Here is a 25,652-nt window from a genome sequence, read left to right on the forward strand (position 1 = left end):
TATGAGAGAAGAAAGTTTTGTTAAAAGAGTCGGACTTCCTAGAATAATTATTTTCTTTTTCATAGTAGGACTTTTCATAGTTGGATCCTTTATAGGCGTTGACTTAAAAAGATCATTTATAGACGTTCTAACACGTTTCGGTATGAACGCAATACTAGTATTATCAATGATACCTATGATACAAGCGGGCTGCGGACTTAACTTCGGTTTGCCAGTTGGACTTATAGGTGGTATGCTAGGAGCAGTTTTATCACTTGAATTAAGATTAACAGGCATAGGCGGCGTAACATTCGCACTTGGTCTAGGAATGCTTTTCGGAGCAATCTTTGGCTGGGTTTATGGTCTAATCTTAAATAGAGTAAAAGGCGACGAAATGATTATCGCAACATACGTTGGTTTCTCATTCATCGCACTAATGAATATATTTTGGGTAGTACTTCCATTTAGAAATCCAGAATCAGTTATGGGTTTCAATGGTGAAGGTTTAAGAACAACTATATCTTTAAAGGCATATTGGGAGAAAGCCTTCTCTCGTATACTTGGTATAGAGCTTGATACAGCAAGTGAATTAGGAGACAAATTACTTATACCAGTAGGTATGTTTATAGTTTTTGCAATATTTGCATATTTAGTTTATCTTTTCTTTAAATCTAAAAAAGGTACTACAATGACAGCTGTTGGCTCAAACGAAAACTACGCAAGAGCAGCAGGTGCACACATCAACAAGACAAGGATGCTAGCAGTAATCCTTTCATGCGCATTAGGTGCAGCCGGTATGGTTATCTATGAACAAAGTTACGGCTTCGTTCAAATGTATAACGCACCACAATTCTTCGCTTTCCCAAGCGTTGCAGCCATACTACTTGGCGGTGCATCCATTAAAAAAGCTAATATAAAGAACGTTTTAATAGGTACACTACTTTTCCAAGGTATATTAACAATGACACCAACAGTTATTAACACAGCAATAAAGGTTGATATATCAGAAGTTTTAAGACTTATCATATCAAACGGACTTATACTATTTGCCTTAACACGTAAGGAGGGTGGAAAATAATGAAAAAGCGTAATAAATTCTTTACAGTAAATGAATACACCGTTCCTGTGATGTTTATCATCATATGCGCGATAGGTATAGTTTTTAGTAGATTCACACCACAATTTTTGGTTTCACAAGTAGTTATAAGATTTGCAAGAAACGCATTTTTGGTACTTTCACTACTAATACCTATAGTTGCCGGTCTAGGCATAAACTTTGGTATGGTACTAGGAGCCATGGCAGGACAAATTGCACTTATATTCGTTGAAAACTGGGGTATTACAGGCCTACCAGCAATTATAATTGCTTCACTTGTATCCATCCCTATCTCAATTATACTTGGTTTATTCGCAGGTGGCGTATTAAACAAAGCAAAATCAAGAGAAATGATCACATCCATGATACTTGGATACTTCATGACAGGTGTTTATCAATTCTTTGTATTATATATTTTTGGTGGAGTAATTCCATTCGCTAACAAGAGCTTAATTTTATCACGTGGTTACGGCGTTAGAAACGCAATCGACCTACAAAGTCAAAAAGGACTTGATAAACTATTTGATAGAATCATTGGTCAAGACATATCAGTTCTAGGTATTCAATTACCAATAGCAACATTCATAGTTATCGTACTAGCTTGTCTTTTCATAGTTTGGTTTAGAAAAACAAAATTAGGACAAGACATGAGAGCCGTTGGAGCCGATATGAAGATAGCCGAAGACGCAGGTATAAACGTTGACAAGACAAGACTTAAAGCCATCGTCATCTCAACAGTTATGGCATCATTCGGACAAATTATCTATCTACAAAACATCGGTAACTTAAACACATATAACGGTGCAGACCAAACAGCACTATATGCAGCAGCAGCCTTACTAATAGGCGGCGCGAGCGTATCGAAGGCGACAATCAAAAACGCTCTTGTTGGTACAGTACTTTTCCACTTGATGTTTATAGTAATGCCTACAGCAGGCGCAAACATCACAGGTAACTCAATGATAGGTGAGTACCTAAGAACATTCATCTCATACGCAGTCGTTACAGTTACACTTATACTTCACTCTATAAGAAGAAAGAGCGAAGCAATTGAAGAGATGGAAAAATTAAAAACAGAAGAGGCTAAAAAGTAATTTCTTCTTTAAAACCATATAAAGAACAAGGCGTTCACTTAGGTGAACGCTTTGTTTTTTTGTGTAAAATATATTTTTTGCTATATATATATATTTGAATAAGAATTGTTTTTTGATTACGATTTTATTTTATATAAATATCTTTTGCTAAAATTTTTTGCTTGGATTAATATTTTGAAGGATTATAAACATTTTATCTACCTTAATTGTTGAGCGAAAATATTATCAACATAAAAACTCTTGACATATTAGTTAGCATGTGCTAACATGTAATCAATATTAATGTTTTTAAAGAAAGGAGGCTTATTAATGAAGCTTTCTATGAAAAATTTACTTAAAAACAAAAGTTATTTAAGCTATTTTTTCGCGAGCGCTTTGTCGATGGGCTCGTCAAATATTTTGCAATTTGCTTTGGCTTTATACATCTTGGATATGACTGGCTCGCCCTTGATTTATGCCTCTATACTTTCTATAATCATAATTCCGAGGATAATACTGACACCCATAGCTGGCGTTTTAGGCGACAGGCTAAGACGTATAGATATAATGAAGGTTTTAAACTTTGCCCAGGCTCTTCTTATGCTAATATATGCGATATTTGCAATTTTTTACAAAAACATTTCTCTTATTGCGGTTTACGCTCTTGTAATTCTTCTTGAGATGATTGAGGTCTTTTATAATGCGGCGGAAAATTCAATACTCGCTGAGATTATTGATCAAGATCTTATGGAGGAAGCTGTCGCTTTTTCAAAGGTGGATGATGGCATTGTCTATGTGACTACACCTATGCTTGCGGCATTTATCTACAAGCAATTTGCTTTGAGTGGATCTTTTATTTTGGTTTGCGCTTTGATGAGTTTAACATTTATTTTAAATTTCTTTATAAAAACGCCTTTTGCGGTCAAGGTCAATCACGACGGAAAAAATTCTTTTAAAAGCTATTTTACAGATTTTAAAGATGGTCTACTTGAGCTAAGCAAAAATAAATTCGCTAAAGTCTTTGTCGTTGTAGCTCCTTTAATAAATTTTTCTTTTGACGCAGTTTGCTCGGTAATTATAACTTATGTTTTTTTAGAAGTCTTTAAGCTTGATGAATATGTTTATGGTGTCTATAGAACGATAACTTCATTAGTGAGCATAACTCTGCCATTTATCATACTTCCTGTAGTTAAAAAATTTAAGCCTTTAAAATTATTGAAGTATGCTTCTTTATCTATAGCCACATGCATCTTTTTAATGGGAGCCGCTGTTTACTACGGCAGCTTGGATTTGGAAAATAATGCAATTATTAGCGTTATCTTAATAACTATTTTTGACTGCTTAATAATTAGCTCAGTTATGCCTCTTAATATAGCGACACAGGTTTTCTTTCAAAAGAATGTCAAGGATGAGTACAGAAGCAGGATTTTATCAGTACTTAGAATGCTTGTTCTATCGTCAATACCTCTTGGCAATATGTTCTATGGATTTTTAGCAAATACATTTGAGGCTTATATATGTATATTCGTTGGCAGTTTAGCTGTTTTTATAACATATCCACTTATTTTATATCTATCGAGAGAATAAAAACTCTTGACATATTAGTTAGCATGTGCTAATATATCATCAAGAGGTTAGTTAAAGCTAACTAATAAAAATGAAAGGAAGAGATTCATGCGAGAAGCTAAATTCGAGCAAATCCTTGCAAATCACTGCGCCCCTGTGCTTATGGGGACTAAGCTTGCAAATTTAATATCTGTATCTAAGATGGATTTTGCAAGTAATGAAGAATTTCTTTCTAATTACAAAAGTCTTTTAAAGCCTTATGGCATAGCGATTGAAAAGCTTTGTGAGTGTGATGAGAGGATGCAGCTTTTTGTATATAACGAAGAAAGGCTTGCTAGGTACCTTAAAAAATCAAGAATTGCTAAGTTTTTAAGCGACTACGGATACGAGTCAAGCGATTTAGATGTTTGTATATCGGTTCTTAAATCTAAGCTTAGGCACTTTGAGTTTCCTCACGAAATTGGTATATTTTTAGGATTTCCTCTTGACGATGTTATTGGCTTTATTGAAAATCAAGGCCAAAACTACGTTTATTGCCGTTATTGGAAGGTTTATACAAGGCTTGAGAGCACTAAGCGCACCTTTGATTTTTATGACGAGCTAAGGACCTTTGTTAAAACAAAACTCATGGAGGGCTATACCATTGAAAAGCTTATGCGTGAGGTTTATCAAAGCAAAATTGGTTTACACAATTTAATAAATGCGTATTAATACTTAGTGGATAGATATCTATCCACTTTTTTCTTGCTATTATCCCGATTTCATTATATAATTAAGATGAGGTGTTCTTATGATATTAATAGTTGAAGACGATAAAGACATAAACAATTTAATTAAGGAGCTCTTAAGTGAGCGCGGTTTTGAGACGAAACAAGTATTTGACGGTGCTGAAGCGGTTGACTACCTAAAGAATAACGAGGTGGATTTAATGCTTCTTGACCTTATGATGCCTAAATTAATGGGTGAGGACGTGATTAATTACGCGAGATCCATGAACATGAAGATGCCAATCATAGTTTTATCGGCAAAGATTGACAAGGCGACTAAACTTGGCTGCCTTGACCTCGGCTGCGATGACTTCATCACGAAGCCATTCGACACTGACGAGCTTATCAGCCGTGTTAGAGCTCAGCTAAGACGTTCAAACGCTTACAATAGGCTTGGCGAGAAGGCTGTGCACTTCGAGGACTTTTATCTTGATAACGATAACAACGTTATTAGTTTTAAAGAAGTGCCTCTTAATTTAACTCGCATGGAGTATAAGCTATTAAGACTTTTAATTGAAAATCCGAAAAAAGTTTTCACCAAGGAAAATCTTTATAGTTCAGTTTGGGAGGACGATATCTACTCAGACAACACCATCAACGTACACATATCAAACCTCAGAAATAAGCTAAAGGAGATTGACCCGGACCATAAATACATCAAAACTGTTTGGTCCATAGGTTATATATTGAAATGATAAATTATTTTGAAAAATCAAGCGAGATACTTGATGGGCTTTATGGCGCGACTAAACACAAGCGCGATATGACTAGCAATGAGAACATGAAGAGGCTCATAGAAATTTTTGGCGTTGACCTAAGTAAGTTAAATGTGATTCATGTTGCAGGAACTGTTGGCAAGGGTTCATTTTGTATAATACTTGACAATATTTTAAGAGAGGCAAATCTTAAGACAGGCATTTTCGTTGGACCTTCGATTGAAGGTATGAACGACAGAATCCGTATCAATGGCGATTTTATTCCGCCAGAAAAATTTTATCATTATTTAAAAACCATAGTTGATAAAATTAATGAGCTTGAGATAAATTGCATTTATTTTGAAATAGTTACACTCATCGCCCTTATGTACTTTGCTGATGAAGGCGTAGATTTCGCCATCTTCGAGGTGGGTGTTGGTGGTCTTTATGACTCGACTAATTGTTTTTTACAAAAATCAGCTGATGTCATTATGAAGATAGATTATGACCATCAAAATGTACTTGGCAACACTTTAGAAGAGATTGCCTTCAATAAAGCCGGCATCATTATGCCATTTGACACGGTTTACGTCTACCCTCAAGGGGACAATGTTATTGATGTCATTAAGGACGAAGCAAAAAAAGTTGACGCCAAGGTAAAAGTTTTGGATGATAAATCCCTGCGCATAGGAAAAACTGGCACAGAGACTGAATTTTCATATGATGGCGAGGACTATAGCGTAAGCCTAGCTGGCGAATTTCAAGCAAAAAACGCAGCCATGGCAGTATGGGTGGCAAAAGATCTTAATGATAGATTTAGACTCGATATAAGTGATGAGGCCATAAAAAAAGGACTTAGCGAAGTTAAGTGGCCATGCCGCATAGAGACTGTTAAGAAAGACCCATACATCATCATCGATGGTGCACACAACGAGGCGAGCGCTGCAGAGCTTAAGAAATATTTGCTTGGACTTAATAAAAAAGTAATCATGATTACATCGTTTTTGAAAGATAAAGATTATAGAAAAGTTTTCGAGACTTTTGAGGGACTAAACGCAGAATTTATCGTGACTAGCCTTGTTTTCAAGGGCAGAGATTTTGAGTTCGAAAAACTTGAGGAGGCCATCGGGGACAAGGACGGCATATACTTTATTAAGGATAACAAAGAGGCCTACAAGAAAGCACTTGAGCTATATACAGAGGATGCACTCATAGTTGTAGCAGGTTCACTCTATCTTGCGAGCGTATTCAGAGACTTGATTTTGGGACTTAAGCATTATAATTAAGATTTTTGGGTATATAGTTTAAGAAGGAGTGATGAAATGAAATTAGTATTTTTAATAGGCTCACAAAGAGAGGGCTCACTGAATAAACTATTAGCAAAAGAAATAGAAAAAGAATTTGATGATTACGATATCGTAGAATATTATCCAAACGATTTTAAAATGTTTAATGGGGATCTTGAAAAACCTGAAGAAGACTGGATTAAGGAGATTAGAGAAAATATCAGAGAAGCAGAAGGCATTATCATCGCTTCACCTGAGTATAACTACTCAATTCCAGGTACAGTCAAGAACATGATTGACTGGCTATCAAGACCAAACGAAGAAGGAAAATACCTTATCGGCGGCAAAAATTTTGCCATAGTTGGAGTCACAATGGGGCTTGACGGAACAAGACTTGCACAAAAAGAACTCATAGCAATACTTCACCAACTAAGAGCAAATATCGATGCAAGTAATTTCATAGCTGTACCATTTGCCGATGTAGAAGGAAAATTTATTCAAGAAAATAAAGAAAGAATCAAAAATTTCGCAGATAAATTTAAAAAATTTATAGCAAAATAAATTTATATCATCATGAGCCGTTTATGCGGCTCTATTTTTATGGAAAAATTAAAGAATTAACAAAATTTTAACAAATTTGCAAAGCCTATTGAAAAATCTCTTCCCATGTATTATAATATGAGAAGTAAAAGGAGTTTGATTATGAAAAAGAAATTTATAATATCTTTCATAGTTGCTTTCTTGGCCTTTAGCTTTGTATTTTACAAGGCGCAAACCAAGATCGATAACGGAGAATTAAAAGATGATAATATAGAAGAAAACGAAGTAGATGAAACGTCTGAAGAGAACAAAGAAACAGAAGAGGAGCTAAACCCAATATTCCCAGACGATCAGAAAGTACTTAAAGAAGAGCACGGCAACGAGCTTTGCTTCTTACTTATGGGTATAGACAAAAGAGATGCCGGTCAAAAAGAGATGAGAGGACAAAGATCAGACACAATGATGCTTTGCAAAGTAAACTTCGACGACGGCACAATCAGGATGCTAAGCCTTCCTCGTGATAGTATAGTAAAAATTAGAGGTAAAGATGATAAATTAACACACGCTCACTCGTATGGCGGACCAGCGTTAACACTTAAAACAGTTAGAGACTGGCTTAAGCTTGATGTGCGCTACTACGTAAGAGTTGACTATAAGGCAGTAGAGGAGCTAGTTGGTATCGTTGGCGGAGTTGAATTCGATGTGCCAGTTGACATGAAATACCATGACACAACAAAAGGAAATGAACTACACATCAATATTAAAAAAGGTATGCAAACAATTACCAAAGATAACGTCGTTGGTCTACTAAGATTTAGAAAAGGCTATCCAAACCAAGACTATGGCAGACAAAAAACACAACAAGAGTTTATGAAGGCACTTGCTAAAAAAGTCCTAAGACCTGAAAATATATTAAAGATAGGTTCAATTTGGAACACAATCAATAAAAACGTTAAGACAAATATCCCGGGAGGCACAATCGCTACATCCATCTTGCAAGTTGGTATAGGTAGAGTTCACTCAGATAATATGGAGACCGCTTCACTTATGGGTACAAGCACTAATTTACGCGGAATGAGCGCCTTGACAATACCTAAGAAAGAGATTGATGAGAAGGTGTATCCGTGGTTTGGAGATTACCGCTTCAAATAAATTCTTGTCTAAATCGCGCCTGGCGCTCGTAACGCTCGCTTACGTCCTGCGGAGTACTTCTATGTACACCTCGGACGTGCGCTCACTAAACTTCGCTCCATGCATCGATTTATTTCAAGAATTTGTGAATAAAGATGGTTTGGATCAAATCGATTAACTTTGCATAGCGTAAAGGTTTTAGGACGTATAGTCCTAAGTTCTTCAATTGGTATGGCGAAAATGATCAGTAAACAAAAAAGATCTTAATCAAACTAATTAAATAATTTTATAAAAGAAGGCTGTCTGCCTTCTTTTTTTATGCTATACAAAAAATTGCACTTAGTCTTTTATATAATTTATTTAGGTGATTTTATGTGTTTAACAAGACCCTTATCAAGAAAAAGGATAAGATGGCTCGCGAACAATTTAAGAAAAGCATTCAATTTACAAGACGAAATTTATTTACCCATAGTTTTAATTTTAGAGGATCTAGCGCGAGAGGGCTGTTTTAATCTTGAGCTCGTATCCATAAGCAAGATGCCACAAGCCTTTGGAGAGTATATTCCGAGTGAAAAAATATTAAGAATAAGAGAGGACATATATCTAGATGCTGAAAGCGGCGATGGATTTGCACGCTCAACTTGTGCTCATGAGCTTGGTCACTTTATTATGGGTCACGGTGAAGAGCCAATAAAATTTCCAAGACATGCAAATAGCACAGCAATAATAAAGCCATACGAAGATTCTGAGTGGCAAGCAAATGCTTTTGCTGGAGAGCTTTTAGTTCCAAAACATTTAGTGGACGGCTTAAATCCAAGGGAAGTTTCTGAGAAATGCGATGTGACTAGGTCGATGGCTAAGTATCAATTGTATGTATATGAACGAGAAAACTTTTAATTATGCAAATATTTGTACAGCGTTTGTGATATAATATAAGCATAAGGAGGCACGTTATGGCAAACTCAAGATTAAATGCATTATACGTATTAAAAATTTTATATGATTACTCTGACGAGGACCACATCTTGTCAAATTCAGACATAGCAAAGAAAATTGAAAAAATTTATGGACAAAGCCTTGACAGAAGAACTATATCTAGCGCAATAAATGATCTTCAGGATTTTGGTATATATATATCGACTTATCTTGACAACAGGAGCGGCTACTACTTAGAGACGAGGGAACTTGAAGAGAGTGAGGCAAGACTATTGATTGACGCTATTTTCTCTCTTTCATACATTAGTGAGGCTCAAAGCAAGGATATAATCAAGAAGTTTCTTGAAACGCAGTCCATTTATAAAAGAAGTATGAGCCGTTATATTAACAAGATCGAGCGCTCATCTGATATGAAGTCTACGAACAAGGAAGTTTTTCTAAATGTAGAATTAATTAACGAGGCTATTGACAAAGCTAAAAAAATTAAATTTACTTATCTTGAATATGGTCTTGACAAGAAATTGCATCCAAGGCGCGATAAGCCTTATATAGTGAGTCCACACGAGATGCTTGCGATGAACCAAAAGTATTATTTGGCGGCGAGTGCCGAGGGACACGAGGATGTCGTTTTATTTAGGATGGATTTCATTGATGGCATAGAAATTTTGGCTGATACGAAACTTAAAATAAAAGACTATGAGCTTGACAGGCTCATCAAAAAAGCGACTTATGCCTTTATTGGTGAGGCTGAGAGGATTGTTATGCGCTGCGACAAGGGTGTACTTGGCTATGTCATTGATGAGTTTGGCCTTGATATCAATATTAGAGATGAAAGTGAAAAATATTTCATCGCAGATTTTAGGGCACCAAGTAATGGAATTGAGTATTGGGCACTGCAGTTTTTGCCTTATGTTGAAGTTCTTGAGCCAAAGGAGCTTAGAGAGAATATTATTGATAGCATAAAAGCAAATTTGTATAAAGATAATTAAAGGGAGTTGATTAAATGAGTATAATTGATGAGCGAAAAGATATTTTATACAATCTTAAACTAATTTATGATAGGCACAAAATTTTGGACGATAGCAAAAGTGATTTCAACATATTCCAAACTATAGCTAATCCATATGATGAGATGAATTTACACTCTAAATTTATTTATACTATATTAAATGAAAAGAAATATGGATATGAGTTTTTGCTTAGTTTTTTAAAAAATATTGGACTAGACTTAGTGGATATTGATAAATCAAGCGTAAAGATTGAAAGAGAAAAAGCAGGAGCTGATGGCAGGCTAGACCTTTATATCGAGTTCAAAGCAAATGATGAGCTTTATAGCATTGCGATTGAAAATAAAATTTATGCTGGCGACCAAAATAAGCAGCTCGATCGGTATTTAGATTATTTAGACGCGATTAACAAAGGAAAGGAAAAGTATCTTTATTATTTAACTTTGGATGGACACGACCCAAGCAGTGAAAGCTGCTCTAATTTGAGTAAGGTCATAAACATATCTTACAGTGAAAATATTTTGAATTGGATAGGCGAAGCTATAAGCATATCGGCGAAGGAAGCTAAGCTTAGAGAGGCTTTGGTTCAATATGAGGAACTTCTTGAAAAAATTTGTGGAAAGGATATAGATTATACTATGGAAATAAAAGATTATATACTTAAAAATGCTGATAATTATGATTTTGTAAAAAGTATAGGACCTGGCTTAACTGAGGCAAGGATTGAGCTACAAGATAAGTTTTGGAAGAGACTAGAAGCTAGACTTGAAGAGCATTTGTCAAGAGAATATGGTTTGGATATGAGTAAGGTTGACAAAACAAAAGAAATAGGGACATCAAATAAATGGTATTCTCTTAATTTAATAAAAAAGAAAAGTAGATATTTTGGTTTAATATATAATTTAGGGAACTTTAAAAATTTAGGAGATTTATATTTAAAGGTTGAAATTGAAAGAAATTTAATTTTTGGGATTAGAAATGTTGAATCGCATATTGAAAATACTTTAGAATACAGTAATATGCTTGATATTTTTAAACAAAACAATTTTATACTTACATCTCACGATTCGTGGTTATCTTATAAGCATGTTAAAGATTTAAAAGGAAATAGATTTGATTTATATGATATAGACAAAGACTTTGCTGAAACCATTATGTACGATGAAAAATTAGATGCACTTATATCTTCATGCATAGAGCAAATTGATGAACTTTTAAAGCTAGTTAATGAATTAGAAAAAAATTAGAAAAAGACGAAGTCTTCAAGTTTATCTAGAAGTCTTTTTGCTGTACATATATTTGTACGGCATCTTTTGTATAATATATATATAAGAACAAAGGAGGTTTACTATGGATATTAAGAAAATGATTTATGATGCGGCTAATGAGAAGTATCCAAACTGTGAATATGTTTATAAAAGACTAGAAAAAGAGATAAAATATTTTGAAGAGAGCGGATTTTTGAACGAATTAGAAAAAATTATTGAGCTAAAAAATATTATTAATATTGATAACATTCTAATCACGTATGCACCTTTCTTGTCATTTTATTTACTTGATTTAATGATTTTCAATCCTCTTCCTGCTCATTATTATGATGAGAAAAGTAAAGAAGTGATCTTTGATAAAAATGTTTTATATGCACCTGACCTTGAAAAAAGAGAAGGATACATAAGGGACGGCTACTATGTAGATGAAGATTATGTTTTATCTAGGCCCATAAAGACACCTATGTATATTTATACAAAAAATAAGGAGCTTGTTTTAAATTATTTGAATAAAAATTTTGATATTATTGAAAAAAATTCTAATTATATTGATTATAAAAAGTCTGCACTTAATATAGAAAAGCCAAGTAAATCTTATTTGTTTGAACATTTTGAGTTGTTTTTTAGAGAAGACTATGAGATAGCGAGTGAAAAAAATTTATTCAAAGCTATAGACCTAGAAGATTTTATGAATTTTCTTAAAGGGCCTTTTCATAAGATGAAGTACTTTGATACAATTAATGAATTTGGATATAAAAAGTGTTCAGTCATTGGCTTAAATAAAATTATAAGTAAACCTAGTACTTTTGAAGATGCTCTATATTTTGCCCTTAGAGCAAATTCAAATATTGATTACAATAAATTACTTTCTTATGATTTTGACTTAAGAAAATTTCCTGCATCAAGAGAAGATTTATATAATTATTTTATAAACCATGGATATGACAGTAAAGCAGCCTACGATATTACTTACAAACTTAGTCTTCATAATGAATTAGATATAAATATTGAAGATGATGATATGAAAAAATTTATTGACGCCATAAGATATCTTAGTGAAAGCTACATTGCCATATCTGATATGATTACTAAATACAAATTCTCTAAGATTGATGCAGAAAATAAAATTAAAGAGCAAAACAAAGTTTTTGAAAAACATAGAAAGAAATATGATGAATTTTGCGAAGATGGCATAGTTAGTGGACTTGATTATATTATGTCAAATTATAAAATTTGCTATATTTTAAAGGAAACTAATTCTAGAACTGGCTTTGATCTTGCAAAATTTGTTCGTGAAGGCTGCTGTGGAGCGACTTGGAACAATATTTCTCGCTGGACGGCGGGTCTCGTTTTTAATAAAGAATTTGATGATGTATCTAGCATAAACAAAGACGATAGGATAAAATATTTAGCGCCAATAGCTGCCATAAATCTAAAAAAGACACCAGGCTCAGCAAGTTCTAACAATAAAATTATTAGTAGTTTCGCTCGAGATGATAAAGCTTATATCCTTGACGAGCTTAAGGCCATAGACCCAGAGATAATTATTTGCTGTGGTACTGGCGATATATTTATAGAAGAAATTCTTGATAAAAAATCAAGCGACTTTGAAAATGTAGAAAATAACGATGATCTATTTTATTATTGGCACAATGACAAGCTAATAATTAAGTACAGGCACCCTCAGTGGCGAAGAAAAACATCAAAATATCTTTTTGAAAATCTTGTTCCATATCTAAAAAAATTATTGATAATAAAAAATACTTCACTACAAGAAAAATTATGAAGAAATCTTAATAATTTAATCCAAATTTACTATTGCCAATCGCCACTATATGTAGTATAATAATATTTGCGAACGGGAGAAGCAATCAAAATATTGTGGAGGTATAAGATGTATATATTCAAGAGAAGCGGCGAAAAAGTGCCATTTGACGAATCTAAGATTGTTGCAGCTATTAAAAAAGCGATGAATTCTTCAACTGGGGTATATGAAGAAGGTCTTGCTGAAAAGATAGCTGATGAAATTAAAAGGGAAGCTGTTGTGGCTGAGAGACCTCTTTCGATTTATGATATCGAAGACAAGGTTTACTACAAGCTTATCGAGAACAAAAATCCGGCTACTGCTAGAAGTTATGAAAATTACAAGGCTGTTCAAGCTTTTAAAAGAAAGATTAACACTACTGACGAGAGCATTATCGGTCTTCTTGATAGAAAAAACAGTGACTTAATGAAGGAAAACTCTAATAAAAATGCTCACATCGCATCTACTCAAAGGGATTTGATTGCTGGCGAAGTATCTAAGGACATTGCTAGAAGACTTATGATTGATGATGACCTTCTTCAAGCGCACGATGAAGGCTCCATACATTTGCATGATATGGACTACATCATTCAACCAATGTTTAACTGCTGCCTTGTTAATATGAAGGACATGCTTGACAACGGCACTGTTGTTAATGGTAAATTGATTGAAAGCCCAAGATCTTTCCAAGTTGCCTGCAATGTTATGACACAAATCATTGCTCAAATCGCATCAAACCAATATGGTGGCCAATCCATTGACATAAAATGCCTTGCGAAGTACTTAAGACGCAGCTACGAGAAGAATTTGAAGCTTGCTAAGGAAATGTTTGATGATGAGGCAAAGCAAGATGAACTAGCAAGAAAACTTACTCAAAGGGATCTTGAAAGCGGCATACAAACTATACAATATCAAATAAATACTCTTATGACATCCAACGGTCAAGCGCCTTTCGTTACTCTTTTCATGCACATGGAAGATGATTTCGAATATGCTGATGAGCTTGCGATGATTATCGAAGAGATTTTAAAGCAAAGAATTCAAGGCATCAAGAACGAATGCGGTGTTTATGTAACACCAGCTTTTCCAAAGCTTGTATATGTACTTGATGAAAATAATATTCACAAGGACTCAAAGTACTATTATTTAACTCAAACTGCTATAAAATGTACTGCTAAGAGGATGTATCCTGACTACATCTCTGCTAAAAAGATGAGAGAAAATTATGAAGGCAATGTTTTTGCGCCTATGGGCTGCAGAGCGTTTTTATCGCCATGGAAGGATAAGGACGGCAATTACAAATTTGACGGCAGATTCAACATGGGTGTTGTTTCTCTAAATTTACCGCAAATAGCTATAGTTAGCGGCGGCGACGAAGATAAATTTTTTGAAATTCTTGACAAGAGGCTTGACCTTTGCAGAAAGGCTTGTCTACTTAGATACGATATATTAAAGAATGTTACAAGCGATTCATCTCCAATTCACTGGAGACACGGCGCTATCGCAAGACTTGAAGAGCACGAGCCAATCAGACCACTTCTTGAGAATGGTTATGCGACTGTAACTTTAGGATATATAGGTCTATATGAAGCGACTTATTTAGTTCGCCACACTACTCATACTGACGAGCACGCAACTGATTTTGCTCTAAAAGTTATGAGAACTATGAATGAAAAATTAAATTCTTGGAAGAAGGAAGATGGCCTTGGTTATGCGCTTTATGGCACTCCTGCTGAAAGTCTTTGCTATAGATTTGCTAAGAAGGACCTTGAAAGATTTGGAGAAATTAAAAATGTAACTGACAAGGGCTACTACACAAACTCCTTCCACGTTGATGTTAGAGAAAATATATCTGTATTTGATAAATTTAAGTTTGAGGCTCAGTTCCAAACACTTTCAAAGGGTGGATGTATCAGTTACGCTGAAATACCTAACATGGGTCATAACTTAGAAGCGCTTGAAACTATAGTTAACTATATCTATGACAATATTCAATATGCAGAATTCAATACAAAATCAGACTATTGCCACGTTTGCGGTTATGACGGCGAAATCATAATCAATGATCATAACGAATGGGAATGCCCACAATGTCACAACAAGGACCAAGCTAAGATGAATGTAACAAGAAGGACATGCGGCTACCTTGGCGAAAACTTCTGGAATGAAGGCAAAACTAAGGAGATAAAGCAAAGGGTACTTCACATATAATGAATTACGCGCAAATTAGGAAGTACGACATAGCGAACGGTCCAGGCGTTAGAACGACTATATTCTTGACGGGTTGTACTTTAAATTGCAAGAACTGTTTCAATAAAGAGTATCAAAACTTTCATTTCGGAAAAGTTTTTGATGAAAAAGCCTTCGATGAGGTCATGGACTGCTTAAGTGATGCAAATATCAGTGGTTTATCGGTTTTAGGCGGCGAGCCCTTCGATAACCTTGAGGGTCTTAAGGAATTCATCTCAAAAGTTAGAGCAAATTGCGAAAAAGATATTTGGATTTACTCCGGCTACACTTTTGAAGAGCTTTTAGAAAAGGACGGCGCTATGGACGTCTTGAAGAATATAGATGTTTTGGTGGACGGACGCTTCGTCGAAGACCTAAAAGATTTGAAGCTAAAGTTCAGAGGCTCCTCTAATCAAAGAATTATCGATATGAAGAGGACACTTGAAGAAGATGAAATTTTACTCATGGATAAATATATGAAAGAAGATTGATTATTCAGTCTTCTTTTTTTATGCCAAAGCGTTGACAAAGCGAGGTCTATGGTGTAGACTAAATATATAATTAGATTTGGAGGTAAATTTATGAAATATAACGCTATAATTCTTGGAACTGATCACAATTCATACTCAGTTGCAAGAAGTTTTTTTGAAGCATATAATGAAAAGCCAATAGTTGTCGGAGCGGCTCTGCTTGTGCCTTTCGTTGCAAGCACCATCACCGATATACACATAGTTAAGGATTTTTCAAGCGATGATGATGTTTTTGTAAATACATTAAATAAAATTGCAAAAGAAAGAGAAGAAGAGGACTTTATCTTCTTCGCACCAACTGAGCACTATGTCGATTTACTTGTAAGGAACGAGGATAAATTCGATTTCAAGGCGCATATACCATATCCAGATCCAAAAGAGGCTGAAAAACTCATACTAAAGTCTGAATTTTATAAAATTCTTGAAAATATTGGCGTTGCCTATCCAAAAACTTTTATAGCGAATAAAAATAATTATCAAAGCGTTAATATCGAAGGCGAAGCATTTTTAAAAGCTGATGAATACAACGACTTCATTGAGTCAAACGCTACCAATATACAAAAAGGCTATCATGCGATGAAGAAAGACGAGACGCTAGCTATACTTGAAGAGATTTACAAGAGTAATTACACAGGCTCCATCATAGTTCAAGACTATATTCATGGCGGTCAAGGAACTGAGTACTCGCTTAATGGCTATAGAGCGCACGATGGCAAGGTATCAATGGTCTTAGCAAGAAATTTACTCTCTGATATGAGGCCGATGTGGGTCGGTAATCATTTGGTTCAAGTTGATCATTTCGATGAAGAGATGTTTAATACAGCGGAAAAAATTGTTTCCAGCCTTGATTACAAGGGACTATTTAATTTTGATTTCAAAAAAGATTCAAAAACAGGCAAAATTTATACGCTTGAGATGAATATTAGGCAAGGCAGAACTTTTTATTACGCTACACTTGGCGGAGTAAATTTAATGAAAATTGCCATTGACGACATGATACTAGGTAAATCGGTGAGCGAAAGGACAAAAAGAGCCTTCATGCTCACAGCCATTGACAAAGATATTTGCAGGGAGCATCTTGATAAAGAACTATTAAACGAATTCGATAAAAAAGAAAGGCTTGAGAACACTGCCATTCATATAGTAAATGAGAGGGATGCTGCGCCTGAAAGGGTAGAGAGGGTCAGAAATGCGCTTAAACGTCAAGCGGATGATTTATATAAATAATCTTTATAAAAAATTCTTGACAAATGGGGAAAATTATTATATACTAACAAGGTAACCTTGCTCTTTATTTATTAAAGAGCCATAAGTCCAAAAGGAGGTGGAAAGATGAAAAAATATGAAGCAATGTATGTTTTTTATCCTGAAACAAGTGAGGAAGCTAGAAATAAATTCCTTGATAGGATAAAATCAGTTATCGAAGCACAAGAAGGTAAAGTAACTAACACTGATGATTGGGGCCTAAGAAAATTAGCATACCAAATCAAATTTAAAACTGAAGGCTACTACTTCTTAATGAACTTTGAAGCAGAAGAAGCTGTAATTCTAGAACTTACAAGAATTGCAAGAATCACTGACGTTTTACTACGTCACATGATAGTAACAGACGAAGATAAATAAGAGGTGAAGAGATGAACGTATGTAGTTTAATCGGAAGATTAACAAGAGATCCTGAGCTAAGATACACACCTAACACAAATCAAGCAGTTATCACATTTACTATAGCTGTTGATAAGGGTTTATCAAGAGAAAAAAGAGAAGAAATGGAAGCAAAGAACATGCCAACAGCAGACTTTATTTCCATCGTAGCTTGGGGTAGAACTGCAGAGAATATCAGTAATTATGTTTCAAAGGGCAACATGGTTGGAGTAACAGGTAGGATTCAATCTAGAACATACGAAGCTAAAGACGGTACAAAAAGATATGTAACAGAAGTCATAGCTTCATCAGTAGAATTTCTAGAAAGAAGAAACATTACCTCACAATCTCCAAACCAATCACACGAAGATTACTTCAGTAGCGACGAAGATTTTTCAAACGTTGACGAAGGCTTTGCTCCTGGAAGCAATAGGGATATTCCATTTTAATTAAAGGAGGGAATATAATGCAAAGAAGATTCAGACCTAGAAAAAAAGTATGTGCTTTCTGCCAAGAAAAGAATGAACACATAGATTATAAAGATGTAGCAAAACTAAGAAAATACATCACAGAAAAAGGTAAAATCTTACCAAGAAGAATAACAGGCACTTGCGCTAAACACCAAAGAGAAATCACAACAGCTATTAAAAGAGCAAGACAAGTGGCTTTACTACCATATACTCAAGACTAAAAAAATTTCTGTGCTTTTTTGCCTAAATCGCGGCTTAGGCTCGTTCGAAATTTTCTTCGCTCCACGTACCTTGAGTACGGGATCGCTTGAAAATTTCTGCACATCGCCTAATCCATCGATTTAATCTAAAAAATCAGGCGAAATTTTTGTGCTTACGAAATCACGGTATAGCAAAATAAAGAAATTTTTGGTATTTATTGAATAAATATTATTAAAGGCTTTCACTTTGGTGAGAGCTTTTTTGATGTGCACGCAAATCCATCGTAGTGCGAAGCACCAAGGTTCCCGGGTACCCGCCCGATGCGAAGCATCGTGGAAGGGTGGGGTTCTTCTTTTCTTTGCAAAATTGCGGTATAGCGAAATAAATAAATTATTAAAAGCTTTCATTTATTTGGAAGCTTTTTTTGATGGGAAACGCAAATCCATCGTAGCGCAAAGGTTCTCGGCTGTTTACAGGCGAGGTTCTTCTTTAATCTAAAAAATCAGGTGAAATTTTTTGTGTGCTTTTGCAAAATAAAGAAATTATTAAAGGCTTTCACTTTAGTGAGAGCTTTTTTAACGCTTTATTACAAATTTGTTAAATATTAAGAAAAACCATTTATTTACACTTGCGTGGGTATATAATATATATAAGTAAAGTAATAAAAAGTGATAAAAGGAGGTTTATTATGAAAAAGTTTTTATCATTTGTTCTAGTATTTGTGCTAGTTTTGTCAATGTCTATGAACATTTCCATGGCTAAGTTTGATGAGACTGGCGCTAAGGAAATTGAATTTCCTCTTGATGTGGAGCCTAAAGATTATAGCGTAAGGATAGGTAAGAAAGAATATCCAATTAAAAACGCAACTATACTATTTGTTAACGGTGAGCTTCTTCCAAAGGTAGAGATTCTTCTTGAAGATGATATGCCTCTTATTCCTATAAGGGCACTTTCTGAGAAACTTGGCTACAAGATTGATTGGAAGGCTAATGAGAGAAAAGTTATATTATCTAAAGATAATTCTAATATTGAGCTTTTTATAGGTAAAAATACTGCTCGTGTTGCTGATAAAGACTATAAGATGGACAAATTAGTTAAGGTTATAAATAATACAACATATATTCCACTAAGCTTTATAGATAATGCTATGGGACTTGAAGTTGTTGATACTAAGGAGATGGAGGGTTTATATCCTAAGTATTACGAGACTCAAATGCCATTATCACCTGAAAAAACTATAGTTACTTCTATGAGAAATATCTTTATTGACGAAAAGCATGAGTATTTGGATAAATCTACTGGAGAAGAAACTATGAAGCTTGTACAAAAGAAGTGCACAGAAGGCCTTAAGAACTTTGAAAAGAGCATGAGAGAACGCATTGAAAAATCTAAGGAAATTCAAGAACGTTTTGATGGAGTTTTTAAAGACATTAAAAGGGAAATAGATAGAATGATTTATTTGGGAGAAATTTCAAAATTTTACAAATACACTATAGGTGTTTATGATATTTATTATGACAGAACAGATGGCAAGATTTATTTTGAGATACCTTCATCAGGTACAATTATTAAGGAAATGGATGTGAATGATCCAGATTTGTATACGGCGATATTTGTAGCTGGCTAGTGTTTTTGTGCTAAAAGAAATTTTGAATATAGAATTTATTAAAGGCTTTCACTTAGGTGAGAGCTTTTTAATGCTTTATTACAAATTTGTTAAAAATCACGAAAATCCATTTAATTTTGCTTGCGTGGGTATATAATATATATAAGTAAAGTAATAAAAAGTGATAAAAGGAGGTTTATTATGAAAAAGTTTTTATCATTTCTTTTAGTATTTGTGCTAGTTTTGTCAATGTCTGTGAACATTTCTATGGCGAAGCTTCTTGAAGGGGAGATAGTAGGGTTTGCAACTGATGTAGGACCAGAAGATGCAACCATAAGTCTAGCTGACAAAACTTATCCTGTTAAGAATGGCACTGTTTTATTTATAAACGGTGAAGTAATTCCTGAAGCTGAGGTAATTATGGAGGACGGCAAGGCCATGCTACCTTTAAGGCTTATTGCTGAAAAGCTTGGCTACGAACTTGGCTGGAACGGCGCTGAGAAAAAGGTTACGCTTAAAAAAGCTGATAAGAGCATTGATATTGCTACTACTAAAAATGAAATGGCTAAGCTTATCAAGGATACTACTTATGTGACTTGCGATTTTGTAGAAAAGAATCTTGCTGAAAGTGCTCTAGTGACTGAAAGGCTTGGCGATGACTTCAAAGAATTCTACGACACTAATATGGCTATAACTCAAGATAAGACTATTGAAAGAAGCCTTAGAAATGTCATCATCGATGAAAAGCACGAGTATAAGGACAATCTAAGCTCGGATGACGCGATGAAGCTAGTTAAGGAGAAATGTCTTGAAGGTCTAAAGAATTTTGCAAAGACTTTGAAGGAAAAAGTTAAGGACGAACCAAATAGGTTTGACGATGACATAAAGTTAATCGAAAAAGATATCAATAGAATGATCTACATCGGCGAAGTTTCTAAGTTTTACAGATACACAATAGGACCTTACGATGTTTTATATGACAGAACAGATGGCAAAATCTACTTCCAAATATATTCAGCAGAAAGTTTAATTAAGGAAATGGATGTGAATGATCCGGATTTGTATATGGGTATTTTTATCGTAGGATAAAGATTAAAATAAGCTCCATTAATTTGGAGCTTTTTTCACGTCTACACAATTTGCAAAAATGATTTTTTAGTATTATAATATAAGTAAGTTTATTAGGTGGGGTGTTATAATGACGGACCTTAATAAAACAAAGTTAAAAAGCAAAGTAACTAGGATATATAATTACACCGTACTAGGCATATATGCTTTGGTTTTGCTAGCGTATATAGTTTTTAAGCTTATGGGTGCTGATGAAAAGACGGGCAGTATCATCCTTAATGCTGTGCTACTAAGCTTATTATTTGCGTTAGTGGGACTAATATTTATCCCGAAAAATACTCTTACATGGATAAACATTATCTTGCCTGTAGTAATAAATGCACCATACTTCTTATGTCTTATAGCTGTTACACACGGTTTGGATTGGATAGGCGTTGCATCTTACTACTTTGAGCGTGTAATTAGCTCACCAATAAATTTAATAAAAGCATTTTTCTAATTTGCGCATAAAAATGCAGCTACATATCATATCATGTAGCTGTATTAATTTTTTTCTAATTACTTGTGGATATATTATCTATGGCTATTCTATCTGAAATATCGCTTAAGTCTATCGGGCTTGAGCTTGACTGTGGCATATCGTCGAAGCTGCCTTCCCAGACTGATTTTATTTGAACGTTTAAGTTCTCATCTTCTAGTTCGAAGCTTATATCGTCAATGCTGCTATCACCGGTACCTGAGGACACACAAAAGTAGGATAATGTATCTTTACTTTCGCTTAGGCCGATGTCGCCTCTAAAGCCGCCTGCTCTAGCTACTCCTATTGGCACAATCTCATCTGAGCTTAGCTCTTTTGTAAAGTCTTTGTTTGGATAATAAAACTTGATGTCTGACATACCATAGTCATAGTCTTGATAAACTAAAAGTAGTGGGTAGTCTAAATTGTTTAGCTTTACAAGTGAATATGTGTAAGTGCAATTAAATCCGTCATCTTTTGTGGCTGGATTAAACTTCTCTGGGCTCATATTGTCCAAAACACTTGTGTATACTTGCTTTACTTTTTCAAGATTCTCATCTTCTTGAGCTAATGCGTTTTCTTCAGCATCTTTACTTTCTTCATTGTCTTCGCTTTCTTCATCATCTTTGCTTTCTTCATTATCTTCGCTTGATTTATCGTTTGCACTCTCTGTAAGATTCTTATCTTCAAGTGTAGTTTCTTGTTCTGATGAACATGCTGTTAGGCTTAAGAGAAATGTAAGGCTAATTAGAAGAGCTATCATTGTTTTTTTCATCATAAGGTCTACTCCTTTTCATAGATATTTTTATATATCAATTCTAGCATATTTTTCTTTGTTTTACAATAATTTTGTATAGTGAAAACCCTCTTCACCACGTGGCAAAGAGGGCATATCTTTATATTAAATTACATCTTTGGATCGGCTTCGTAATGTGTGTGTAGTAGCTCGTGTGCCAATTCGCCGCCAACTTCGCCAAGGTATTCTTTATAAAGTTGTATGATTTTTGGATTGGCGTGTGATTTTCTAATTTTTTTGTTTTCGTCTATATTGTAGATGGCTTTGGCTCTCTTCTTAAGTATTGAGATGTCGCCGTTATGAAGCGGTTGACCGCCTCCGCCTATACATCCGCCTGGACAAGCCATAACTTCTATCGCATCATATTCTTTTTCGCCCGACTTAACCATGTTTAGTAGTTTTCTTGTATTACCAAGGCCATTGGCAACGGCGATTCTGATTTCTCTTCCATCTATATCAACTGTTGCTTCTTTGATGCCGTTAAGGCCTCTAAGTGCAGTAAATTCAATCTCTTTAAGCTCTTTTCCTGTTATAGTTTCATAAGCTGTTCTGCATGTTGCCTCGATAACGCCGCCTGTAGCGCCAAAGATTGCGCCTGCGCCTGTTGATTCGCCCATTGGATCGTCGAATTCTTCGTCAGCCAAGTCTTTAAAGCTTAGTCCTGCTTCTTTGATCATCGCGCCAAGCTCGTTAGTTGTGATAACTATATCAACGTCGCTGTGGCCCTTGCTCTTAAGCTCGTCTCTTGCTGATTCGTATTTTTTAGCAAGGCATGGCATTACTGATACGACTACCATATCCTTAGGATCTATGCCAAGTTTTTGAGCAAGATAAGTTTTTGCTATGGCTCCAAACATTTCGTGAGGGCTCTTGCATGATGATGGTATATCAATCATATCTGAGAACTGTTGTTCCATGAAGTTTACCCAACCAGGGCAGCAGCTTGTAAGTATAGGCATTTTGCCTCCCTTTGTAAGTCTTTCTACGAACTCATGTGCTTCTTCAACTATAGTTAGGTCGGCTGCAAAGTTTGTATCGAAGACTTGATCAAAGCCTAATTTTTTAAGTGCACTAACCATCTTACCAGTAACTATAGTGCCCGGCTGCATACCAAATATTTCGCCTAGGGCAACTCTAACTGCTGGAGCTGTTTGAACAACAACGTATTTCTTCGGATCGGCAAGTGCCTTCCATACTTTTCTTGTGTAGCTCATACCATGAAGTGCGCCTGTAGGGCAGACTGTAACGCATTGTCCACAGAATGTACATGTTGTTTCGAACATACTTCTGTTAAATGTTGATCCAACGTGGCAGTCAAAACCACGGCCAATCTCAGCAAGTGCACCAACTGTTTGTACTTCGTTACACATTGTCTCGCATCTTCTGCAAAGTATGCACTTTTCCGGTTCTCTAACCATAGATAAGCTTCTGTCATCTACAGGTATATGTCTTCTTTCGCCTTGGTAAGGTATCTCTCTAATACCAAGGTCTTGTGCCAATTTTTGAAGTTGGCAGTTTAAGTTTTTATCACAAGTTAAGCAGCTGTTTGGATGGTCCGATAAAAGCAGCTCAACAATAGTCCTTCTCGCATTTATAGCAAGAGGTGATTCGGTTTTTATATCCATGCCTTCTTTAACAGGTGTTGCACACGCTGGAAGAAGTTTGCCGCTTTTTGCGTCTTCTACCATACAAACCCTGCATGAAGCAAGTTTATTTACAAATTTTATATCATGTAATTCCATATGACAAAGTGTAGGTATCCTTACGCCAATGGTTTTAGCAGCGTCAAGTATTGAAGTTCTGCCTTCAACAGTGACATCAACGCCGTTAATTTTTAAGTTTGTTATCTTAGCCATAAGTACCTCCTATACCAATACTACTGCCTTAACTGGGCAGACGTTCTTGCAATTGCCGCACTTGATACACTTAGCTGTGTCAATAATGTGTTTTTCCTTAACTTTTCCTTCAATACAGTTAACAGGGCAGTTTCTAGCACATTTTGTACATCCGATGCACTTGTCAGTAATAAAGTAGTTAAGTAGGTTTTTGCACTTCTTAGCTGGGCAAGTCTTGTTCTCACCAACGTGAGCCATGTATTCGTCTCTAAAGTATGTTAATGTTGAAAGTATTGGATTTGGAGACGATTGACCAAGTCCACATAGTGATGATTTGCTCACGATTATGGATAAATCCTCTAATTTTTCTATATCTTCTTCACTACCATTGCCTGAAGTTAATTTTTCAAGTAGCTCAAGAAGCCTTTTGTTACCAATTCTACAAGGTGTACATTTACCGCATGATTCATCAACAGAGAACTCTAGGAAGAATCTTGAAACGTCTACCATGCAGTCGTCCTCGTCCATAACAACCATACCGCCAGAGCCCATGATTGAGCCTATAGCCTTAAGAGATGCAAAGTCGACCTTTGTATCAAAAAGTCTCTCTGGTATACAGCCGCCTGATGGTCCACCAGTTTGAACAGCTTTAGCTTTTTTACCGCCTTGAATACCTCCGCCTATGTCAAAAACTATCTCTCTAATAGTAGTTCCCATAGGTACCTCAACAAGTCCTGAGTTAGCAACCTTACCAACAAGTGAGAAAACCTTAGTTCCTGACGAATCTTCAGTGCCGATGGATCTGAACCAGTCTGCGCCATGATCAATAATTTGAGCGATGTTAGCAAAAGTTTCAACATTGTTGATAACAGTTGGCTTGCCCCAAAGACCTCTCTCAGTAGTTCTGTACTCTTTATTTCTTGGCATACCACGCTTTCCTTCGATAGATTCCATAAGAGCAGTACCTTCACCGCACACGAAAGCACCTGCACCTAGACGAAGCTCGATTTGGAAAGAAAAGTCAGTTCCTAAAATATTATCACCAAGTAAATTGTTTTCATTTGCCTTTTTTATAGCAACTTTTAGGCTTTCAACAGCCTTTGGATACTCAGCTCTAACGTAGATAAAGCCCTTTTGAGCACCAACAGCATAAGCGCAGATGGCCATGCCCTCTAAAACGCTGTGCGGATCTTTTTCCAAAACAGACCTATCCATGTAGGCACCTGGGTCACCTTCGTCAGCGTTACAAATTATATATTTTATACCTTCTGGTTGAAGAAAAGCTGCTTCCCATTTTCTTCCTGTAGGGAAACCCGCTCCACCACGGCCTCTTAGACCAGAAGTCTTTACTTCATTTATTAAATCTTCTCTTTTCATATTAAGCGCCTTCTCAAGAGAGAAATATCCGCCTAATGCTATGTATTCGTCTAAAGACGATGAGTCTATTATGTCACAGTTTTTTAAAACTATACGGTGCTGTTTTTCGAAAAATTCACCTTTTTTAGTAATCTTGTCACCGTCAATATTAAAAGAGCCGTCTTTTTTAAGTCTATCAAGAAGAAGATCCTTAGTTTTCTTTTGAATTTCTAATAGATTTTCCTTATTCATATA

At 35.3% G+C, this 25,652-nt stretch carries 24 protein-coding genes; 21 read left to right on the forward strand and 3 right to left on the reverse strand.

Going from position 1 to position 25,652, the window contains the following annotated elements:
* Nucleotide 1: 1 nt before the first annotated feature.
* The 21 genes from M1R53_RS00890 to M1R53_RS00990 all read left to right on the forward strand — a co-directional run bounded on the left by M1R53_RS00890 (nucleotide 2) and on the right by M1R53_RS00990 (nucleotide 21,392).
* The gene (locus M1R53_RS00890) at nucleotides 2-1,057 is read left to right on the forward strand and encodes an ABC transporter permease subunit (protein WP_249242756.1); all 1,056 of its coding nucleotides are present in this window, start codon (nucleotides 2-4) and stop codon (nucleotides 1,055-1,057) included.
* Nucleotides 1,057-2,169, forward strand: a complete 1,113-nt coding sequence (locus M1R53_RS00895) for an ABC transporter permease subunit (protein ID WP_249242757.1) — start codon at nucleotides 1,057-1,059, stop codon at nucleotides 2,167-2,169. Before M1R53_RS00890 ends, M1R53_RS00895 begins: the two co-directional genes overlap by 1 nt.
* A gap of 309 nt (nucleotides 2,170-2,478) precedes the next feature.
* Nucleotides 2,479-3,735: an MFS transporter gene (locus M1R53_RS00900; protein WP_249242758.1), complete on the forward strand. Its 1,257-nt coding sequence runs from the start codon at nucleotides 2,479-2,481 to the stop codon at nucleotides 3,733-3,735.
* 87 nt (nucleotides 3,736-3,822) lie between these two features.
* Nucleotides 3,823-4,425, forward strand: a complete 603-nt coding sequence (locus tag M1R53_RS00905; RefSeq protein ID WP_249242759.1) for a DUF3793 family protein — start codon at nucleotides 3,823-3,825, stop codon at nucleotides 4,423-4,425.
* A gap of 79 nt (nucleotides 4,426-4,504) precedes the next feature.
* On the forward strand, nucleotides 4,505-5,176 hold the full coding sequence (locus M1R53_RS00910; protein WP_249242760.1) for a response regulator transcription factor: 672 nt from the start codon (nucleotides 4,505-4,507) through the stop codon (nucleotides 5,174-5,176).
* A complete protein-coding gene (locus tag M1R53_RS00915) occupies nucleotides 5,173-6,462 on the forward strand; it encodes a bifunctional folylpolyglutamate synthase/dihydrofolate synthase (protein WP_249242761.1) in 1,290 nt (429 codons plus the stop codon). The genes M1R53_RS00910 and M1R53_RS00915 overlap by 4 nt, the downstream gene beginning before the upstream one ends.
* Before the next feature lie 36 nt (nucleotides 6,463-6,498).
* Nucleotides 6,499-7,023, forward strand: a complete 525-nt coding sequence (locus tag M1R53_RS00920) for an NADPH-dependent FMN reductase (protein ID WP_249242762.1) — start codon at nucleotides 6,499-6,501, stop codon at nucleotides 7,021-7,023.
* A gap of 141 nt (nucleotides 7,024-7,164) precedes the next feature.
* Nucleotides 7,165-8,154 carry an LCP family protein gene (locus tag M1R53_RS00925; protein WP_249242763.1) on the forward strand — a complete coding sequence of 330 codons (990 nt, stop codon included), beginning with the start codon at nucleotides 7,165-7,167 and terminating at the stop codon, nucleotides 8,152-8,154.
* A 351-nt stretch (nucleotides 8,155-8,505) separates the two neighbouring features.
* Nucleotides 8,506-9,030, forward strand: a complete 525-nt coding sequence (locus M1R53_RS00930) for an ImmA/IrrE family metallo-endopeptidase (protein ID WP_249242764.1) — start codon at nucleotides 8,506-8,508, stop codon at nucleotides 9,028-9,030.
* Between the two features lie 56 nt (nucleotides 9,031-9,086).
* Nucleotides 9,087-10,058: a helix-turn-helix transcriptional regulator gene (locus tag M1R53_RS00935; RefSeq protein ID WP_249242765.1), complete on the forward strand. Its 972-nt coding sequence runs from the start codon at nucleotides 9,087-9,089 to the stop codon at nucleotides 10,056-10,058.
* Nucleotides 10,059-10,072: 14 nt separating this feature from the next.
* Nucleotides 10,073-11,323 (forward strand): PDDEXK-like family protein, encoded by a 1,251-nt coding sequence (locus M1R53_RS00940; protein ID WP_249242766.1) that lies wholly within the window; start codon nucleotides 10,073-10,075, stop codon nucleotides 11,321-11,323.
* A 103-nt stretch (nucleotides 11,324-11,426) separates the two neighbouring features.
* Nucleotides 11,427-13,130, forward strand: a complete 1,704-nt coding sequence (locus M1R53_RS00945; RefSeq protein WP_249242767.1) for a hypothetical protein — start codon at nucleotides 11,427-11,429, stop codon at nucleotides 13,128-13,130.
* Between the two features lie 108 nt (nucleotides 13,131-13,238).
* Nucleotides 13,239-15,359 carry an anaerobic ribonucleoside-triphosphate reductase gene (gene nrdD / locus M1R53_RS00950; protein WP_249242768.1) on the forward strand — a complete coding sequence of 707 codons (2,121 nt, stop codon included), beginning with the start codon at nucleotides 13,239-13,241 and terminating at the stop codon, nucleotides 15,357-15,359.
* Nucleotides 15,359-15,868 (forward strand): anaerobic ribonucleoside-triphosphate reductase activating protein, encoded by a 510-nt coding sequence (gene nrdG, locus M1R53_RS00955; RefSeq protein WP_249242769.1) that lies wholly within the window; start codon nucleotides 15,359-15,361, stop codon nucleotides 15,866-15,868. The genes nrdD and nrdG overlap by 1 nt, the downstream gene beginning before the upstream one ends.
* Nucleotides 15,869-15,958: 90 nt before the next feature.
* A complete protein-coding gene (locus tag M1R53_RS00960; RefSeq protein WP_249242770.1) occupies nucleotides 15,959-17,134 on the forward strand; it encodes a carboxylate--amine ligase in 1,176 nt (391 codons plus the stop codon).
* Between the two features lie 105 nt (nucleotides 17,135-17,239).
* Nucleotides 17,240-17,530: a 30S ribosomal protein S6 gene (rpsF, locus tag M1R53_RS00965; RefSeq protein WP_019214268.1), complete on the forward strand. Its 291-nt coding sequence runs from the start codon at nucleotides 17,240-17,242 to the stop codon at nucleotides 17,528-17,530.
* Between the two features lie 11 nt (nucleotides 17,531-17,541).
* Complete coding sequence (locus tag M1R53_RS00970) at nucleotides 17,542-17,997, forward strand: single-stranded DNA-binding protein (protein ID WP_019214269.1); 456 nt, start codon at nucleotides 17,542-17,544, stop codon at nucleotides 17,995-17,997.
* Nucleotides 17,998-18,014: 17 nt separating this feature from the next.
* Nucleotides 18,015-18,239, forward strand: a complete 225-nt coding sequence (gene rpsR / locus M1R53_RS00975; RefSeq protein WP_019214270.1) for a 30S ribosomal protein S18 — start codon at nucleotides 18,015-18,017, stop codon at nucleotides 18,237-18,239.
* A 668-nt stretch (nucleotides 18,240-18,907) separates the two neighbouring features.
* A complete protein-coding gene (locus M1R53_RS00980; RefSeq protein ID WP_249242771.1) occupies nucleotides 18,908-19,846 on the forward strand; it encodes a stalk domain-containing protein in 939 nt (312 codons plus the stop codon).
* 180 nt (nucleotides 19,847-20,026) lie between these two features.
* Nucleotides 20,027-20,914, forward strand: coding sequence for a stalk domain-containing protein (locus M1R53_RS00985; protein WP_249242772.1), 888 nt, complete (start codon nucleotides 20,027-20,029; stop codon nucleotides 20,912-20,914).
* Nucleotides 20,915-21,023: 109 nt separating this feature from the next.
* On the forward strand, nucleotides 21,024-21,392 hold the full coding sequence (locus M1R53_RS00990; RefSeq protein ID WP_249242773.1) for a hypothetical protein: 369 nt from the start codon (nucleotides 21,024-21,026) through the stop codon (nucleotides 21,390-21,392).
* A gap of 55 nt (nucleotides 21,393-21,447) precedes the next feature.
* Here the strand turns inward: M1R53_RS00990 and M1R53_RS00995 are convergent, their stop codons facing one another.
* The 3 genes from M1R53_RS00995 to M1R53_RS01005 all read right to left on the reverse strand — a co-directional run bounded on the left by M1R53_RS00995 (nucleotide 21,448) and on the right by M1R53_RS01005 (nucleotide 25,649).
* Nucleotides 21,448-22,188: a hypothetical protein gene (locus M1R53_RS00995; RefSeq protein ID WP_249242774.1), complete on the reverse strand. Its 741-nt coding sequence runs from the start codon at nucleotides 22,186-22,188 to the stop codon at nucleotides 21,448-21,450.
* Nucleotides 22,189-22,316: 128 nt separating this feature from the next.
* Complete coding sequence (locus M1R53_RS01000) at nucleotides 22,317-24,062, reverse strand: NADH-dependent [FeFe] hydrogenase, group A6 (RefSeq protein WP_249242775.1); 1,746 nt, start codon at nucleotides 24,060-24,062, stop codon at nucleotides 22,317-22,319.
* 9 nt (nucleotides 24,063-24,071) lie between these two features.
* The gene (locus M1R53_RS01005) at nucleotides 24,072-25,649 is read right to left on the reverse strand and encodes an NADH-ubiquinone oxidoreductase-F iron-sulfur binding region domain-containing protein (protein WP_249242776.1); all 1,578 of its coding nucleotides are present in this window, start codon (nucleotides 25,647-25,649) and stop codon (nucleotides 24,072-24,074) included.
* Nucleotides 25,650-25,652: the final 3 nt, after the last annotated feature.

The organism is Fenollaria massiliensis, assembly GCF_023347705.1.
Lineage (GTDB): Bacteria > Bacillota > Clostridia > Tissierellales > Peptoniphilaceae > Fenollaria > Fenollaria massiliensis.